Annotated in this window: 11 protein-coding genes and 1 tRNA gene; 7 read left to right on the top strand and 5 right to left on the bottom strand. The window is 72.7% G+C overall.

All coding sequences use genetic code 11. The features are described from left to right. The first annotated feature begins 81 nt into the window (after positions 1 to 81). The 4 genes from tmk (at position 82) to OG542_RS18255 (ending at position 6,654) form a co-directional block, all read left to right on the top strand. Positions 82 to 3,375 (top strand): dTMP kinase, encoded by a 3,294-nt coding sequence (gene tmk / locus OG542_RS18270; RefSeq protein WP_328412183.1) that lies wholly within the window; start codon positions 82 to 84, stop codon positions 3,373 to 3,375. A 148-nt stretch (positions 3,376 to 3,523) separates the two neighbouring features. After that, positions 3,524 to 4,729, top strand: a complete 1,206-nt coding sequence (locus OG542_RS18265; RefSeq protein ID WP_328412181.1) for a DNA polymerase III subunit delta' — start codon at positions 3,524 to 3,526, stop codon at positions 4,727 to 4,729. A gap of 102 nt (positions 4,730 to 4,831) precedes the next feature. Further along, on the top strand, positions 4,832 to 6,472 hold the full coding sequence (locus OG542_RS18260; RefSeq protein ID WP_328412179.1) for an alpha/beta hydrolase: 1,641 nt from the start codon (positions 4,832 to 4,834) through the stop codon (positions 6,470 to 6,472). Between the two features lie 108 nt (positions 6,473 to 6,580). Beyond that, positions 6,581 to 6,654, top strand: a tRNA-Thr gene (locus OG542_RS18255). Positions 6,655 to 6,782: 128 nt separating this feature from the next. On the opposite strand, the gene OG542_RS18250 is transcribed toward OG542_RS18255, so the two are convergent. The 5 genes from OG542_RS18250 to OG542_RS18230 form a co-directional block, all read right to left on the bottom strand. After that, a complete protein-coding gene (locus OG542_RS18250; RefSeq protein WP_328412177.1) occupies positions 6,783 to 8,546 on the bottom strand; it encodes a fatty acyl-AMP ligase in 1,764 nt (587 codons plus the stop codon). A gap of 50 nt (positions 8,547 to 8,596) precedes the next feature. Next, on the bottom strand, positions 8,597 to 9,985 hold the full coding sequence (locus OG542_RS18245) for a condensation domain-containing protein (RefSeq protein ID WP_328412175.1): 1,389 nt from the start codon (positions 9,983 to 9,985) through the stop codon (positions 8,597 to 8,599). Continuing rightward, positions 9,985 to 10,305 (bottom strand): acyl carrier protein, encoded by a 321-nt coding sequence (locus OG542_RS18240; RefSeq protein WP_311126986.1) that lies wholly within the window; start codon positions 10,303 to 10,305, stop codon positions 9,985 to 9,987. Before OG542_RS18240 ends, OG542_RS18245 begins: the two co-directional genes overlap by 1 nt. Positions 10,306 to 10,423: 118 nt before the next feature. Then, positions 10,424 to 12,139, bottom strand: coding sequence for an acyl-CoA dehydrogenase (locus OG542_RS18235; RefSeq protein ID WP_328412172.1), 1,716 nt, complete (start codon positions 12,137 to 12,139; stop codon positions 10,424 to 10,426). Continuing rightward, complete coding sequence (locus OG542_RS18230) at positions 12,136 to 13,947, bottom strand: acyl-CoA dehydrogenase family protein (RefSeq protein ID WP_328412170.1); 1,812 nt, start codon at positions 13,945 to 13,947, stop codon at positions 12,136 to 12,138. The genes OG542_RS18235 and OG542_RS18230 overlap by 4 nt, the downstream gene beginning before the upstream one ends. 197 nt (positions 13,948 to 14,144) lie before the next feature. Between OG542_RS18230 and sbnA the strand changes: the two genes are divergently transcribed. The 3 genes from sbnA to OG542_RS18215 are packed head-to-tail and all read left to right on the top strand — an operon-like array spanning position 14,145 to position 16,405. Then, complete coding sequence (sbnA, locus tag OG542_RS18225) at positions 14,145 to 15,128, top strand: 2,3-diaminopropionate biosynthesis protein SbnA (protein WP_311126989.1); 984 nt, start codon at positions 14,145 to 14,147, stop codon at positions 15,126 to 15,128. Between the two features lie 8 nt (positions 15,129 to 15,136). Further along, positions 15,137 to 16,126 carry a 2,3-diaminopropionate biosynthesis protein SbnB gene (gene sbnB, locus OG542_RS18220; protein ID WP_328412168.1) on the top strand — a complete coding sequence of 330 codons (990 nt, stop codon included), beginning with the start codon at positions 15,137 to 15,139 and terminating at the stop codon, positions 16,124 to 16,126. Between the two features lie 60 nt (positions 16,127 to 16,186). Beyond that, complete coding sequence (locus tag OG542_RS18215; RefSeq protein ID WP_328412166.1) at positions 16,187 to 16,405, top strand: MbtH family protein; 219 nt, start codon at positions 16,187 to 16,189, stop codon at positions 16,403 to 16,405. The last annotated feature ends 60 nt before the right edge of the window (positions 16,406 to 16,465 follow it).

Here is a 16,465-nt window from a genome sequence, read left to right as displayed (position 1 = left end):
CCGGCAACACTTCGGTGTCGGGGCGTGCGCATGCCAGACGGGGCCCTCCAGGGTGTCGGTGGCTCCCGATAGGCTGAATGCATGACGCGAGCCGAGCACCCCACGGCCTCTCCGCCGGCCCCCGACGATGCCCTGGTCGCGGACTCCCGCGAGCGCGCCGTCCGCGCCCTGCTGCGCCGTCCGCAGTTGAAGCGGCTCTGGAGCGCACAGCTCGTGGGCGGCGTGGGCGACACCCTGGCCCTTCTCGTGCTGGTCCTGCTCACCCTCCAGGCGGCTGTCGCCGAGGGTGCGTTCGGGGGCGGCTACCGAGGCGTGGCGTTCGCAGTGGCGACCGTTTTCGCGGTACGCATCCTCGCGACGCTGCTCTTCGGCGCCGTGCTCCTCGGTCCGCTCACGGCGCTCACCTCCCAGGACGGCCCGCTCGACCGCCGCTGGACCATGGTCGGCGCGGACGGGCTGCGCGCCGCGCTGCTCATCGTCGCGCCGCTGTGGATCGACTGGATGCCCGAGGACGCGCTGGCCATGCTCCTCGTCACGGCCTTCGTGACCGGAGTCGCCGAGCGCTTGTGGACGGTGTGCCGCGAGAGCGCGGCCCCCGCGCTGCTGCCCGCACCGCCGCCGGAAGGCGCCACGGTCCGGCCGCTGCCCGACCACCTGGACGCCCTGCGCCGGCTCTCGCTGCGCACCGGATTCGTCGCGATCCCGCTCGCGGCCGTCGCGCTCGTCGTCGCGGCCCTGTTCAACAACCTGCTGGGCGTCGGCATCGACTGGTTCGGCCAGCACCAGGCGGCCCTCGCCTCGTACGTGGCGGCCGGGATGTTCGCCGCGTCCCTCTCCGTGCTGACCTTCCTCGAGCTGCCCGCCACGCGCACCCCGCGCGCGCGGTCGCCGCTCGAGGGGCTGCGCCGCCCGAAGACCACGACCGGCCCCGACAAGGGCCGCACCGGCGCGATGCCGCTGCTGGTGCTGGCCTGCGCGGCCGTCGCCGCCGCGGTGTCCGCCGCCGTCGCCGTGGTCGTGCTGCACGCCAAGGACCTGGGCGGCGGCCCGGTGCTGTACGGCCTGTTCGTGGGCGTGCTCACCGGCGGTGTCGTCGTCGGCATCCGTACGGCGCCCGCCCTGCTGCCCGCACTGTCGCGCCGTCGGCTGCTCGCGCTGGTGATCGCCTTCACCGGTGTCGCGCTGCTGGCCGCCGGGCTGGTCCCGGACGTCACCACCGTGCTGCTGATCCTCGCCCTGGCCGGTATCGGCGCGGGCATGGCCGCCAACATCGGGCACACGCTGCTCGACCAGGAGACCGAGGAGTACCGGCGGCCCCGTACGACGGAGCACCTGCACGCGGTCGTCCGGGTCTGCGTGGCGCTCGGCGCGGTGATCGCCCCGCTGGTGGCGGCGGGGATCGGGCCGCACCGGCTGGAGAGCGGCAAGTTCGTCTTCGCGCACGGCGGCGCGGCCTTCACGCTGATGCTCGCCGGCGCCCTGCTGCTGCCGGTCGCCGCGCTGGTGCTGGCCAAGGTCGACGACCGTTCCGGCGTGCCGCTGCGGCAGGACCTGCGGGACGCGTTCCTCCGCGGCGACGACCCGGATCAGGCGCCCGCGAGCACCGGTTTCTTCATCGCCCTGGAGGGCGGCGACGGGGCCGGCAAGTCCACGCAGGCCGAGGCGCTCGCCGAGTGGATCCGCGGCAAGGGCCACGAGGTCGTGCTGACGCGCGAGCCGGGGGCGACGCCGGTGGGCAAGCGGCTGCGGTCGATCCTGCTGGACGTGTCCAGCGAGGGCCTGTCGCACCGCGCGGAGGCGCTGCTGTACGCGGCCGACCGGGCCGAGCACATCGACACCGTCGTACGGCCCGCCCTGGAGCGCGGCGCGGTCGTCATCTCCGACCGGTACATCGACTCGTCCGTGGCCTACCAGGGAGCGGGCCGCGACCTGTCGCCGACCGAGATCGCCCGGATCAACCGCTGGGCCACGAACGGGCTCGTGCCGCATCTGACCGTCCTGCTGGACGTCGCGCCCGAGACCGCGCGCGAGCGGTTCACCGAGGCGCCCGACCGGCTGGAGTCGGAGCCCGCCGAGTTCCACGCGCGCGTGCGCTCCGGTTTCCTGACCCTGGCCGCGGCCGACGCCGGGCGGTACCTGGTGGTGGACGCCGGCCAGGAGCCCGAGGCCGTCACGACCGTCATCCGGCACCGGCTCGACCAGGTGCTGCCGCTGTCCGAGGCCGAGATCAAGGCCCAGGAGGAGGCGCGGAAGAAGGCCGAGGAGGAGGCCCGCCGCAAGGCCGAGGAAGAGGCCGCCCGCAAGGCCGAGGAGGAGCGCCTGGAGCGTGAGCGCCAGGAGCAGCTGGCCCGCCTGCGTGCCGAGGAGGAGGAGCGCAAGCGGCGCGAGCTCGAGGAGGCGCAGCGGCGCGAGGCCGAACGGCAGGCGGAGGAGGCCCGGCGACGGGCCGAGGAAGCGCAGAAGAAGGCTGAGGAGGAGCGGGCGCGGCTCCTCGCGGAGGAGAAGGCCCGGGCCGAGGAAGAGGCCCGCCGCAAGGCCGAGGAGGATCGGCGCCGTAAGCAGGCCGAGGAAGAGGCCCGGCTGCGTGCCGAGGCCGAGGCACTCCGGCTGGAGAAGCAGCGCAAGGCCGAGGACGCGCTGCTGCGGGCCGAGGAGGCGCGACGCCTGGCGGAGGCGGCGGCCGCGGCCGCGGAGGCGGGACCGAAGAGTTCTGGCCCGGGGGCCGGCCGGGGTTCCGCTCCGCGGGGTGCGTCCCGGGCGCCGGCCGCTCAGGACGCGGCGACCGTGCCGGCGCCCGTGGTGACACCGGAGAACGCCCCGGGCGGCTCGGGCTCCGGCTCCGTGGACGAGACGACCGTGCTGCGCCGGGTGCGGGACGACAAGGCCGGCGACAAGGCCTCAGGCCGGGGCCGGACCTCCGGTGGAGCCGACGCCGAGGTGACGGCCGAGCTGCCGAAGCCGCCGGTGCCGCCGGGGGCGGGCGAGGAGACCGAGGTGCTGCCTCCGGTTCGCCCCGGGGCCGAGGACACGCCTTCCTGGGCAGGGGACGAGACGGCCGTGCTGCCTCCGGTCCGGCCGGGGGACGCCGAGGAGACGGCCGTGCTGCCGCCCGTACGCGGCGACGAACCGGCGGACCGGCTGCCGCCCGGGTACTTCCGGGACGACTCCCCGGACACCCGCCCCGACGGCACCGAGGACCGTACGCGTGAGATGCCCCAGGTCGACGCCGAGGGCGGGCCGCGCCGCCGCCGGTCCGACTGGGCCGAGGAGACGCCGCTGGACGACCTGCCCTCACTGGCGGACGAGCTGCTCGGACCGCACGAGGACGAGCCGGACGAGGGCCGTGGGCGCCGGGGGAGGGGCCGCGGCCGCTGAGGCCCTGCCCGGCAGGCGGTTCCGGAAGATCACCCGGCCCCGGCCCTCTGAGGGCCGGGGCCGGATTGTCAGTGGTCGCCCCCACAATGGATCTCGCAGCGGCAGTACGGTCCGCACACGCGGACGTGACGGAAGGGCGGCGTGACCCATGACCGTGTGGGACGACCTCGTCGGGCAGGAGAGGGTGAGCGCGCAGCTGGACGCTGCCGCCCGGGACGCCGACGCCCTGGTCACCGCGGCCGCGGCCGACACCCCTCCGCCCGAGGCGTCGAAGATGACCCACGCGTGGCTGTTCACGGGGCCGCCCGGAGCCGGGCGGAACCAGGCGGCGCGGGCCTTCGCGGCGGCGCTGCAGTGCGTGAGCCCCGACCGGGCCCTCGGCGGCTCCCCGGGCTGTGGCTTCTGCGACGGATGTCACACGGCACTGGTGGGCACCCACGCCGACGTCACCACCGTGGCCGCGGTCGGCTCGCAGATCCTCGCCGACGACATGCGCGACACCGTCCGCAAGTCGTTCACCTCGCCGGCGACCGGCCGCTGGCAGATCATCCTCGTCGAGGACGCCGAGCGGCTGAACGAGAAGTCGGCCAACGCCGTCCTCAAGGCCGTGGAGGAGCCCGCCCCCCGCACGGTCTGGCTGCTGTGCGCCCCCTCCATCGAGGACGTCCTGCCGACCATCCGCTCCCGCTGCCGCCACCTGAACCTGAGCACGCCGTCGGTCGACGCCGTCGCCGACATGCTCGTACGACGCGAGGGCGTCGAGCCGGCCGCCGCCGCCGCGGCGGCCCGCGCGACCCAGGGCCACGTCGACCGGGCCCGCCGCCTGGCCACCGACCCGGCCGCGCGCGAACGCCGTGCCGCCGTGCTGAGGATGCCGCTGCGCGTGGAGGAGGTCGGCGGCGCGCTCAAGGCCGCCCAGGAACTGGTCGACGCGGCCGCCGAGGACGCCAAGCAGCTCGCCGAGGAGATGGACACCAAGGAGACCGAGGAGCTGAAGGCCGCTCTCGGCGCGGCCCAGGGAGGCCGGATGCCGCGTGGCACGGCCGGTGTGATCAAGGACCTGGAGGACAAGCAGAAGCGCCGCAGAACGCGCACGCAGCGCGACAGCCTCGACCTCGCCCTGACCGACCTCACGGCCTTCTACCGCGATGTCCTCGCCCTCCAGCTCGGCTCCCGTGTGGCCATCGCCAACGCGGACGCCGAGGAAGCCCTGGAGCGCCTGGCCCGCGGCAGCTCCCCGGAGTCCACGCTCCGCCGCATCGAGGCGATCGCCGGCTGCCGCGACGCGCTCGACCGCAACGTGGCGCCGCTGCTCGCCGTGGAGGCGATGACGATGGCCCTCAGAGCGGGCTGACACCCGGTGCGGCCGGGGGACGTGGGATTGACGTTGTAACTCGTACGAGGCACGACACGCACGCACGGCACTCATTCCATCGCGCAGAGTTACGCTCGCTGGATGCACACAAGGCGTACCCCCCGCTCCGCCTCCACCCCCGCTCCCCGCCGCGCGGGTTCCGGCGGCGCCCACCGCAGGGCCCGTGGCGGAGCCAGGACCGCTGTCGGCCTCCTCGCCACGGCCGCGCTGCTCGTCTCCGCCTGCTCCTCGGGGAGCCCGACGACGTCCGCGGCCTCGGCGGCGGCAAAGCCGGCGGCACTGGCCGCGCTGCCGAAGTCCGTCCCCGCGGCGCTCACGTCGTACTACGCGCAGAAGCCGGCCTGGCGCGGCTGCGGCGTCCCCGGCTTCGAGTGCGCCACCGTCAAGGCGCCGCTGGACTACGCCAGGCCGACCGCCGGTGACGTCCGGCTCGCCGTCGCCCGCAAGAAGGCCACGGGCAAGCGGCTGGGCTCGCTGCTCGTGAACCCCGGCGGGCCGGGCGGTTCGGCGATCGGCTACATGGAGTCGTACGCCGGCATCGGTTATCCGGCGGAGGTCCGTGCCCGCTACGACATGGTGGCGGTCGACCCGCGCGGCGTGGCCCGCAGCGAGCCCGTCGAGTGCCTGGACGGGCCGGACATGGACACATACACGCAGACGGACATCACACCCGACGACAGGAAGGAGGACGACGGGCTGGTCGCGGCGTACCGGACGTTCGCCGAGGGCTGCGGCGCGGACGCGCCCAGGCTGCTGCGCCACGTGTCCACCGTGGAGGCGGCCCGGGACATGGACATCGTGCGGGCGGCGCTCGGCGACAAGAAGCTGAACTACGTCGGCGCCTCCTACGGGACGTTCCTCGGGGCGACGTACGCCGGGCTCTTCCCGGACCGGGCGGGCCGGCTGGTGCTGGACGGCGCGATGGACCCGTCGCTGCCCGCGCGGCGGCTGAACCTGGAACAGACGGCGGGCTTCGACACGGCGTTCCGCTCGTTCGCGCGGGACTGCGTGCGGCAGACCGACTGCCCGCTGGGCGGCGCGGGCACCTCGCCCGAGCGGGTGGGCAAGAACCTGAAGGCGTTCTTCGAGGAACTGGACGCCCGGTCCATCCCCACCGGCGACCCCGACGGCCGCCGTCTCACGGAGTCGCTCGCCACGACCGGTGTGATCGCGGCCATGTACGACGAGGGGGCCTGGCCGCAGCTGCGTGAGGCGCTGACGTCCGCGATGAAGGAGGACGACGGCGCCGGACTCCTCGTCCTGTCGGACGGCTACTACGAGCGTGACGCCGACGGCGCCTACAGCAACCTGATGTTCGCCAACGCGGCGGTGAACTGCCTGGACCTGCCGCCCTCCTTCGACACCCCGGACCAGGTGCGCAGGGCGCTGCCGGACTTCGAGAAGGCTTCCCCCGTCTTCGGCGAGGGCCTCGCCTGGGCCTCGCTGAACTGCGCGTACTGGCCGGTGCACGCCACGGGCGAGCCGCGCCGCATCGAGGCGAAGGGCGCGGCGCCCATCGTGGTGGTCGGCACCACCCGCGACCCGGCGACCCCGTACCGCTGGGCGCAGGCCCTGGCCGGCCAGCTCTCCTCGGCCCGCCTCCTCACCTACGAGGGCGACGGCCACACGGCCTACGGCCGCGGCAGCGCCTGCATCGACCGCGCGATCAACGCCTACCTCCTCCGCGGCACCCCGCCCCAGGACGGGAAGCGCTGCTCATAACCGCAGCCCCCGGCCCTGGAGGGCCCGCCTCCGGGGCCGGTACGGAGCACCCTTCGAAACTGTGTAGACTTACCGTCGTTGCTGATCGCACCATAGTGCGGACAGCGCGCCGCCTTAGCTCAGATGGCCAGAGCAACGCACTCGTAATGCGTAGGTCTCGGGTTCGAATCCCGAAGGCGGCTCTCCTGGGGCCCCAGGTCACATAGCCAGTGACCTGGGGTTTTCTGTTGCTCGGGGCCGTGGCGCCGGGAAGCTGGGGGAGAGGGCGCCTTGCCGCAAGGCGCCCTCTCTTCGTGTCCGTCCCCTCGGGCTACGCGGCCGGCGGGCCGTCCAGGTGACGGCTCTCCATGAGGCCGTCCAGATACTGCGCGCGCATCGCCGCGCGCTGGATCTTGCCGCTGGTGGTGCGCAGGACCGCCCCGCGCCTGACCAGGGACACCGCCGCCGGCCGGACGCTGAAGTCGCGGGCGATGCCGCCCCTGATGCGGGCGGCCAGGCGCGGGAGTTCCTCGGCGCCGACTGAGCCGCGCACCTCGTGCACGACGACGAGCTGCTCCTCGGCGGCGCCGTCGGCACCGGCCACCGGGACGGCGAACGCGGCGCCGAACAGTCCCACCAGCTCCGGGTGCAGTCGTCGCAGCGCGTGCTCCACGTCCTGCGGGTAGATGTTGCGGCCGCGCAGGATCAGCATCTCCTTGAGACGGCCGGTGACGTAGATCTCGTCGTCGTGGAGCGTACCCAGGTCGCCGGTGCGGACGTACCCGGTGTCCCCGTCGAGGGTGCTGACGCCGAACGTCTCGGCGGTGGCGTCCTCGCGGCCCCAGTAGCCCTGCGCGACGCTGGGTCCGCGCAGCCAGATCTCGCCGACCCGGCCCGCGGGCAGCACCTCGCGGGTGGCCGGGTCGACGATCCGTACCGTGTACTCCTCGGCCCTGCCGCAGCTGACGACGTCACGGCCGGGCCGGCCCTCGGTGACCGGCCGGAACTCGTGGCGTTCCAGGAGGGTTTCGTCGACCCGGGTGACGGCCAGTTCGCGGGGCCCGGTGCCCGAGATGAACACGGTCGCCTCCGCCATGCCGTAGCAGGGGGCCATGGTGTCGCTGCGGAAGCCGGCCGGGGCGAAGCGCTTGGCGAATGCGGTGAGGGTGGAGGCCTGGACGGGCTCCGACCCGTTGGCGGCGAACCGCCAGCAGGACAGGTCGAGTTCGGCGAGCTGCTCCTCGGTGATCTGGCGTGCGCACAGTTCGTACGCGAAGTTGGGCGCGGCCGACCAGTGGATTCGGTACTTGTCGATCATCCGCAGCCACCGGTGCGGTCGCTTCAGGAAGGTCGTCGGACTCATCAGGACGCAGGAGCCGCCGAGCAGCAGCGGGGGCAGCAGGATCGCGAGCAGTCCCATGTCGTGGTACTGCGGGATCCACGAGCCGAAGCGGGTGGTGCGGTCGAGTCCGAAGGCGGAGCTGAGGGCAGCCGAGTTGTGCAGCAGGTTGCCGTGGTGGACCATCACTCCCTTCGGGTCGGAGGTGGAGCCGGAGGTGTACTGGAGCAGGGCCAGGGTGTTCCGGTCGACGTCGGGCACCTGCCAGGCCTCGGCGTGCGCGACGGTGAAGCCGGGGCCGTCGGTGACGGCGCAGGTGATCTCCCGGCCCGGGTCGGACGCCGCCCAGTCCAGGACGTTCGCGGCGACGGCCTCGCTGGTCAGGACGGCGGCGACGGCCGCGTTCTCGACGATGGAGTCCACGCGGCGGCGCTGGTGGCTGTACTGGCCGGGCAGCGAGGACGGCACGGCGACCATGCCCGCGTAGAGGCAGCCGACGAACGCGGCGGCGAACTGCAGGCTCTCCGGATACAGCAGCAGCACCCGGTCGCCGGGCGCGTACCTCTCCTGGAGCCAGCCGGCTATCTTGCGGGCCTCGTGGTCGAGTCTGGCGTACGACCAGGTCTCGTCCCCGTCGGGCGAGTCGGGGTCGCGGACGAAGATGACGGCCGGGTCGTCCGGGGTGACATGGGCGTTCGTACGGATGCGGGCCGTGGCGCTGCGGGCCTGCAGAAGTGTGTGGTCGTCCGTGAGCATGGGATCCCCCCGGGGGGTAGCAGGAAGCGGGTGTGGGTCGGCGGGCTCGGTCACCAGTCGGTGGCCTCGCCCAGGGCCAGCAGGTCGTCCAGGTCGCCCGCCTCGACCAGGGCCGCGCCGGCCACCGGGGCGTCCGGGTCGTCGATCGCCTCGGCGAGCAGCCGCACATAGGAGTCGAGGAGCCGGCGGACGGTGGATTCGTCGAACAGGTCGGTGGCGTAGCGGAACACGGCGGTCAGCGAGGAGGCGCTCTGCCGCATCTCCACGTTGATGTCGAACTGGCCCTCCAGCTGCGGTACCTCGATCAGTTCGATGCGCAGGCCGGCGTACTCGGTGTCCGTGCCGCGGGCCGCGGCCTCGGTGACCTGCATCAGAAGGGGTTCGAGGCGGCCGGGTGCCACCATGGTGAACACCATCCGCACGGGCGGGTTCCGGCTGCTGTACGGCTCCTCGCCGGCGAGCAGGGCGTACGGGTAGCCGATGTGCTTCATGGCCCGCATCACCTGGCGCTGGGCCGTGTGCGCGGCCTGCCCGAACGTGGTCGTGTCGGTGAAGTGGGCGGGCAGGACGAGAGTGTTGACGAGGTAGCCGACGACCTCGCGCATGCCGGGCCCGCTGCGGGTGGTCGTCGGGCAGCCGACGAGGAAGTCGCGCTGTCCGCTGTAGCGGTGCACCAGGGCCTGGAAGACGCCGAGCGTCAGCGCGAACGGGGTCACTTTCGCCCGCTTGGCCGCCTCGCGCAGGCGGGGCACGAGCTCGTCGGGGATCCGGGCCTCGCAGGTGCCGCCGTTGAAGACGGCCGGCGGGCGGGGGGCCCGCGGCCGGTCGGCGGGGAGTTCACCGGCGGTCGCGTTCGCACAGAACTCCGCCCAGAACGCGACCAGTTGTGCCCGTCGCGGCCCTTGGAGCAGTTCCTGTTCGCCCTGTACCCAGTCGTCGTAGCCGCGGGCCAGGGGCGGCGGCGCGGTGTCCGTCGCGTAGGCGTCGAGCAGCTCCTGGAGCAGCAGCCACTGGGAGGTGGCGTCGGTGACGATGTGGTGGGCGCTGACGACGATCACGTGGTCGTCGGGGGCGGTGCGCAGCAGGAGGGCACGGCACGTTCCCTCTCCGGTGAGGTCGAAGGGGGTGTCGCCGAACGCCTTGACGTGCTTCTCCAGCAGGCCGGTGTCGGTGACCCCGGGGACCTCCCGGACCTGGAGGGGGACCAGGTCCGGGAGGCCGATCACGCGCCGCGGACCTGCCGCGGTCTCGGTGAACGTGGAGCGCAGCACGTCGTGCCGCTCCACGACCGCGCGCAGGGCGCGCCGCAGTCGCGCCTCGTCGAGCGCGCCGCGCACGCGCAGGGCGGCCTGGACGTTGTAGGCGGGACTGTCGGGCGCCATCCGGTACAGGAACCAGAGCGCTTCCTGCCCGATGGAGAGGGCTCGCTCCCGGTCCATCACCGAGCGGCGAGTTCGGAGTGGATGTGGGCGGTGAGCGCGTCGATCGTGGGGTGGTCCCAGGCGAGGGTGGCCTCGACGAGGATGCCGAACTCGTCCTCCACGTCGCCGCACAGCGTCAGGGCGTACACGGAGTCGAGACCGATCTCGACGAGCAGGTCGTCGGCGGCGATGTCCTGCGGCCGGACGTCGAGGAAGTAGGCGACGCGCTCGGTCAGCCAGGTACGGATCGTCTCCACGCCGGCGGATGCGGCTCCGGTTGCCTCGGCTCCGGTCGTCTCGGTGCCGGTGGTCCCGGGGGTGGTGGCGGGTGTGGCCATGAGAAGGCTCCTGGTGATGTGAAGGGTGTGGAAATCGGTGGGGTAGGGCTTCTGGTCCGGATACGGGTAGGGGCCGGGGTGGGAGGGACCGGGGCGGTGGGCGCCGCCGGGTGCTCGGTCAGGCGCGCGCGAGCCGCGAACGGTCGAGGTCGAAACCGGCACGGTCCTCCTCCCTGGCGGTCAGTTCGGCGAACAGACGCTGCTCCACCGCGTCGGGCAGGGCGCCCACGTCGTGGCCGAGGCGGGCGGCGATCCGGGCGAGGGCGCCGGTCAGCCAGGCGTCGTCGCGCAGGAACGCATCGACGCCGCTCTGGTTGTGCTGCCACACGCCGATGCACGCGGCGGCCATCGACAGCCGCGCGTACCGTTCGGCCAGGGCGAAACCGGAGCGGCCCGCGACCACCGAGTGCTCGCTCGGCGGCAGTTGACGGCAGCGCCGGCCGAGGTCGTCGAGGTCGGCGCGGAGCAGGGCGGCGATCCGGGCGGTCGCCGGGTGCAGCGCCGGGCCGCCTGTGTGGTCGTGGAGCAGCGCGGTGAGCTGGTCGGCGCCGCGCGAGGTGAGTTCCAGTGCCTGGTAGTCGATGTCGTCGAGCGGCGCCGACAGGTCGAAGAGCGCGGCGGGCGGCACCTCGGCGGTGCCCCAGCTGGTGGCGGCGAGGCGGGGCAGCTGCGGCAGCGTCGTGGCCTGGCAGACGGCCGCGTTGGCGTGCGCGAAGGTGATGGCCGGCAGGTCGCGGTAGAACTTCTGGAAGATGCCGTAGCGGCCGTCGCGCCAGTACGAGTTGGCGCCGAGCAGGGTGCCCAGCGTCTGCGACGACCGGTGCAGGACCTTCGGAACGACGTACTTGTTGACCGCGGTGATCACGCTGGTCTGGCCGGGCAGGACGTGCAGGGCGCGGCACGCCACGGTCGCCATGCAGTCGCCGGCGAGCAGGTCGAGGAAAGCGCCGACCAGGGTGGCCCTGGCATGCGGCAGGTCGGCGACGCTGCGTCCGTACAGGGCACGGTCCAGGGCGAATCGGGTGACGGTGCGCAGCTGGGTGTCGGCGGTGCCGACCATCATGCCGGGGAGTACGGCGCGGGTGGTCTGGAAGGCGCGCAGGACGGTCTCCATCGCGCTGCCGACCGGGCCGACGGGGGCGTCCGCGGGGACCTCGAGGTCGGTGAAGTCGACGCCGCCGATGAGGCAGCCGCGCAGTCCGACCGTGGGGAAGCGGTAGTCCCTGCGCAACCGGTCGGCCGGGGCCTGCGTGAGGTCCACCCACAGGTGGGAGTGGCTGCGGTTGCCGGGGCCGGCGCCGGTGCGGGCGAGCAGGACGACGGCGTCGGCCCGGCCCAGGTTGTTCACGATCTGCTTGCGGCCGTTGATCCGGTAGTGGCTGCCGTCGGCCGAGGGCGTCGCGGTGAGGTCGGTGCGGGTGAAGTCGTTGCCGTGCGGCAGTTCGTTGTAGCCCGCCGCGGTCTTGCCGCCGGACAGCAGGAGGCCCGCCATCCGCTTCTGCTGGACGTCGCTGCCCGCGGTCCACATCGCGGAGCCGGAGATGTAGTTGGTGAAGCCGTGGCCGAGCGCCAGGGTCGGGTCGCGGCGGGAGACGGTACGCATCATGCGCATCAGGCGGTCGATCCGGCCCAGGCGTCCGCCGAGCCGTCTGGGCACGTACTCCGCGTTGAACCCGTAGGCGTCCAGAGCGGCTTCGCCGGCGGGCAGGATCTCGGCGCGCTCGTCGGCGGCGAGGACGGCTTCGAACCCCAGCGGGTTGTCCGGGTCGTGGGCGTCGCCGAGCGCCCTTTCCAGGACGTCGGGGCCGCCGGGGACGGAGTTCGGGCCGGTCATGACGCCTCCTCGGTGAGGGAGTCGGCCGCCTCGGCGAGCGGGAAGGGCAGCAGGGAGAACATCTCGCCGCTGTCGTGCTGGTCGACGAGGAGCGGCATCAGCCGGTCGAGCACCGCCGAGCCGTCGGTGCCGTCCTCGGGCAGCATGCCGGGCGTCAGTCGGTCGGCGAGGCGGCAGAGCGCGGCCTCGGCCCACAGCCCGTCCTGCCACAGGCCCGCGGTCGCGGTGGTGTCGGCGGCGACGGTGGTCCGGTTGCGCAGCCACACCTGGAGGCAGGCCGCGGCAGCGGAGCACAGGGTGTAGCGGTGCGCCAGGTCGAAGGCCGCGGCGGGCACGTCGCGCGGGCTCGGCCGGTGGGCGGCCATCCGCTCGTGCGTGGTGTCGCTGATGCGCAGCAGCTTCTCGGCGACGGTGAGCAGGGATGCGGGGGCCTCGCCGGACGCCACCAGCTCCCGCAGTTCCGCGACGGCTCGGGGCAAGGACGCCGCGACGCTGTTGCCCGTACGGGACGTCAGCAGCAGCCGGGCCGGATCGAAGGCGGGGATCGGTGCGTCGAACGTGGCCGCGGCGGCCAGGCCCTCGGCGTCGGTGCGCCCGGCGCGGTAGCCGCGGGCGAGGGCGGCGAACTGGTTGATCAGGGCGTTCAGGTTGACCAGCGTGTTGCCGTCGAAGATGCCGACGATCCGGTGGTCGCGCTCCAGCTTGGCGAACAGGCCGTGCGCGTAGTCCTCGCTGAGGAAGGAGCGGGCGCCGAGGAACTGGCCCATGGCGGAGATCAGTTCGTCGGCCGTGGTGGGCACCAGGTACTTCACCGCGGCCGACGAGACGCTCATCTCCTCGGTCAGGGTGTGCACGCCCCGCGAGGCGAGCAGCGTGACGGCCTCCATGGCGAGCAGGTCGGCGTAGGCCTCGGTGAGCGCGCGGTGTGCCTGCGGCAGGTCGATCAGCCGCTTGCCGTACAGCCGGTGCTCCAGGCCGAACCGGGTGGCGATGCGCAGCGCGTGGTCGCCGGCGCCGACCGAGAGCGCGGCGCAGATCGTGCGGGTGATCTGCAGACTGCGCAGGACGGTCTCGATGCCCTCGCCCTCCTCGCCGATCAGCGCGGAGGCGGGCACGACGGCGCCGTCGAAGGCGATGCCGCTGATGTCGGCGCCGCGGATGCCGTGCGTCTTCGCCGCGGGCAGACAGGTGTGACTGCCCTCCGCGAGCAGGTCCTTGTCGACGAGCAGCAGGCTGTAACCGCGGGTGCCGCCGGCCGGGGAGGTCCGGGCGAGGACACAGACCAGGTCGCTGCGGGTGGCGTTGTTGATCAGCCACTTCTCGCCGTCGAGCCGGTAGCCGCCCGCCACGGGGGTGGCGGTCAGCTCGCCGGAGAGCAGATCGCTGCCGTGGGCCCGCTCGGTCAGGCCCCAGGAGACGACGGCGCCGGACGTGACGCGGGCGCCCAGCTCCTGTGCCTGCTCCGCCGTTCCGCCGACCCAGGTGCTCACCGCGCCCAGATACGTCTTGGTGTGCGCGATCGCCACGGTCAGATCGCGCCGGGCCACCACCCGTACCAGCTGGAGCAGGTCCTCGTAGCTGTGGAGGGCGCCGCCGTGCCGGGCTGGCACGTAGTGCGCGGCCATGCCGAGCGCGTCGAGGCGGGCCACGGCGTCCGTGGGGAACGCCTCGGCGGCGTCGAGTTCACGCAGCCGGGCCGCGAAGAACGGCAGGTCCCGGCGGGCGGGATGGCCGAGGGAGCGGTCGAATCCGCCGGCCCGGTCGTACGGCGCGTACCGCCGCGGGGGTGCGAGTTGAGGTTCCGTCACGACTCCACCTGAATCTGAGAATGTGTGCACTCCGGATTTCTGAATAACCCCAGTCTTGGCCACCGCAAGGAGCGCTGTCGCAGGATCCCGGTGTCAGGATCCTGCGCCTGCATCTGGCTGCCAGCGCTGAACCCGTTACCCCCGTCCAAAGGCGAACTAGTGTCTCCACTGCACGCCTAACAGGTGAGAGGGAATCCATGCCGAAAACGTTTGATTCGGGGATTCTGGGGACGATCGGCGAGACACCTCTGGTGAAACTGGAGAGAGTGTTCCCCGGGGAACGCTCGCAATTCTTCGCCAAGATCGAGCGGTTCAACCCAGGTGGCAGCATCAAGGACCGAAGCGGCCTCAACATGCTTCTCGAGGCGCTGCGCAACGGCGAGATCACGCCGGGGCGTTCCGTGGTCGTGGAATCGAGTTCGGGGAATCTGGCGGTCGGGCTCGCCCAGATCTGCCGGTACTTCGATCTGCGCTTCATCTGCGTGGTCGACGCCAAGACCACGGAGCAGAACCTGGCCATCATGCGGGCCTACGGGGCCGAGGTGGTGGTGATCGACGAGCGGGACCCCGCGACCGGCGAGTTCCTGCCGGTGCGGCTGCGCAGGGTGCGAGAGCTCGTGGCGAGCATCCCGCACGCCTACTCCCCGAACCAGTACGGGAACCTGTCCAACCCGCGGGCCCACGAGCGGACCATGCGGGAGATCGTGGAGGAGCTCGACGGGCGGCTCGACTACCTCTTCTGCTCCGTCAGCACCTTCGGCACGCTGCGCGGCTGCGCGGACCACCTCCGCAAGGAGGGGCTGCGCACCAAGATCGTGGCGGTCGACGCCCAGGGCAGCGCCATCTTCGGCCAGCTGCCCACCCGGCGGCTGATCCCGGGGCACGGCGCCTCCGTCGTGCCGGCCCTGATGGACCCGGCCGCGGCCGACGAGGTCGTCCACGTCTCCGACCTCGACTGCGTGGCGGCCTGCCGCCGTCTCGTGGTCCGCGAGGCGATCCTGGCCGGCGGTTCCTCCGGGGCGACGCTCGCCGCGGCGGAGCGAATGCTGCCACGCATTCCGCCCGGCTCGGTCAGCGCACTGATATTCCCCGACGGCGGTGACCGCTATCTCGACACCATCTATTCCGACGACTGGGTGCGCGAACACTTCGGTGAAGTGTCGCACCTGTGGAAGGACTGAAACTCCCGATGCTCGTACTGCGCAAGGCAGACGTAGAGAAAATACTCGGTGGGAGGGAGAAGGAGCACATCGAGCTGGTCCGGCAGACCTACTCCCTGCACGACGAGGGGGCGACGGCCGTACCGCACTCCATATTCCTGCGCTTCCCCGACCAGCCGGCGAACCGGATCATCGGACTCCCGTCCTATCGAGGCGGCGATAACCCGGCAGCGGGGCTGAAGTGGATTTCCTCGTTCCCCGAGAACATCCAGTCCGGAATCGCCCGTGCCAGTGCGGTGATGGTGCTCAACTCGCTGCGCACCGGACACCCCGAGGCGTTGCTGGAGGCCTCGCTGATCTCGGCCGCGCGGACCGCCGCGAGCGCCGCACTCGCCGCCGACATCCTCACCGAGGGCCGGCGCCCGCAGGGCGTCTCCCTCATCGGCTGCGGCGTCATCAACCTGGAGATCCTGCGCTACCTCAAGGCCGCGATCGGCACGCTCGGCGAGATCACGCTCTACGACACCTCGCGGGTGCGCGCCGAGGAGTTCGCCCGCCGCTGCCATGAGCTCCTGCCGGACGCAGGGGTCACCCTCGCCGACAGCATCGAGGACGCCCTGGAGGCGCAGCGCCTCGTCTCGTTCGCCACCAACGCGGGCGAGCCGCACGTGGACCTCACGCCCGCCGAACCCGGCACCGTGGTCCTGCACGTCTCGCTGCGCGACATCGACCCGCTCTCCATCGACGGCGCGCACAACATCGTCGACGACGCGGACCACGTGTGCCGCGAGCGCACCTCGTTGCACCTGACCGAGCAGATCACCGGCGGCCGCGCCTTCATCGACGCCTCCATCGGCCAGCTCATCAACGGGACCGCCGCGTTCACGCCCGACCCGGACAAGGTCACCGTCTACTCGCCGTTCGGCCTCGGCGTCCTCGACCTGGCCCTCGCCGTCGACGTGCACGCCACCGCCCGCGAGCTCGGCATCGGCGTGGAGGTCACGGACTTCCTGTCCTGACCCGGCCCGTGCCCGTACCCGCCCTTCCCCAGCCCCTTCCGTACCCCCACGAGGAGAACCATGTCCCAGCAGTCCGCCACCCCCGAGTACCGCGTCGTCCTGAACGACGAGGAGCAGTACTCCATCTGGCCCGCCGGCCGTGAACTGCCCGCCGGCTGGAACGCCGAGGGCACCCAGGGCACCCGCGAGGAGTGCCTCGCCCGCATCGACGAGGTGTGGACCGACATGCGCCCGCTGAGCCTGCGCCGCCGCATGGAGACCCAGGTCACCGCCGCCTGAACGACACCCGCCTGAACGTCACTTCGGAGAACCGTCCAGTACGCCAGGTCATTGAAGGAG

It is taken from the genome of Streptomyces violaceus (assembly GCF_036014075.1).
Taxonomy (GTDB): Bacteria; Actinomycetota; Actinomycetes; order Streptomycetales; family Streptomycetaceae; genus Streptomyces; species Streptomyces violaceus.
Note: the sequence above shows the minus strand (reverse complement) of the source record. Positions and strands in the feature narration are given on the sequence as shown.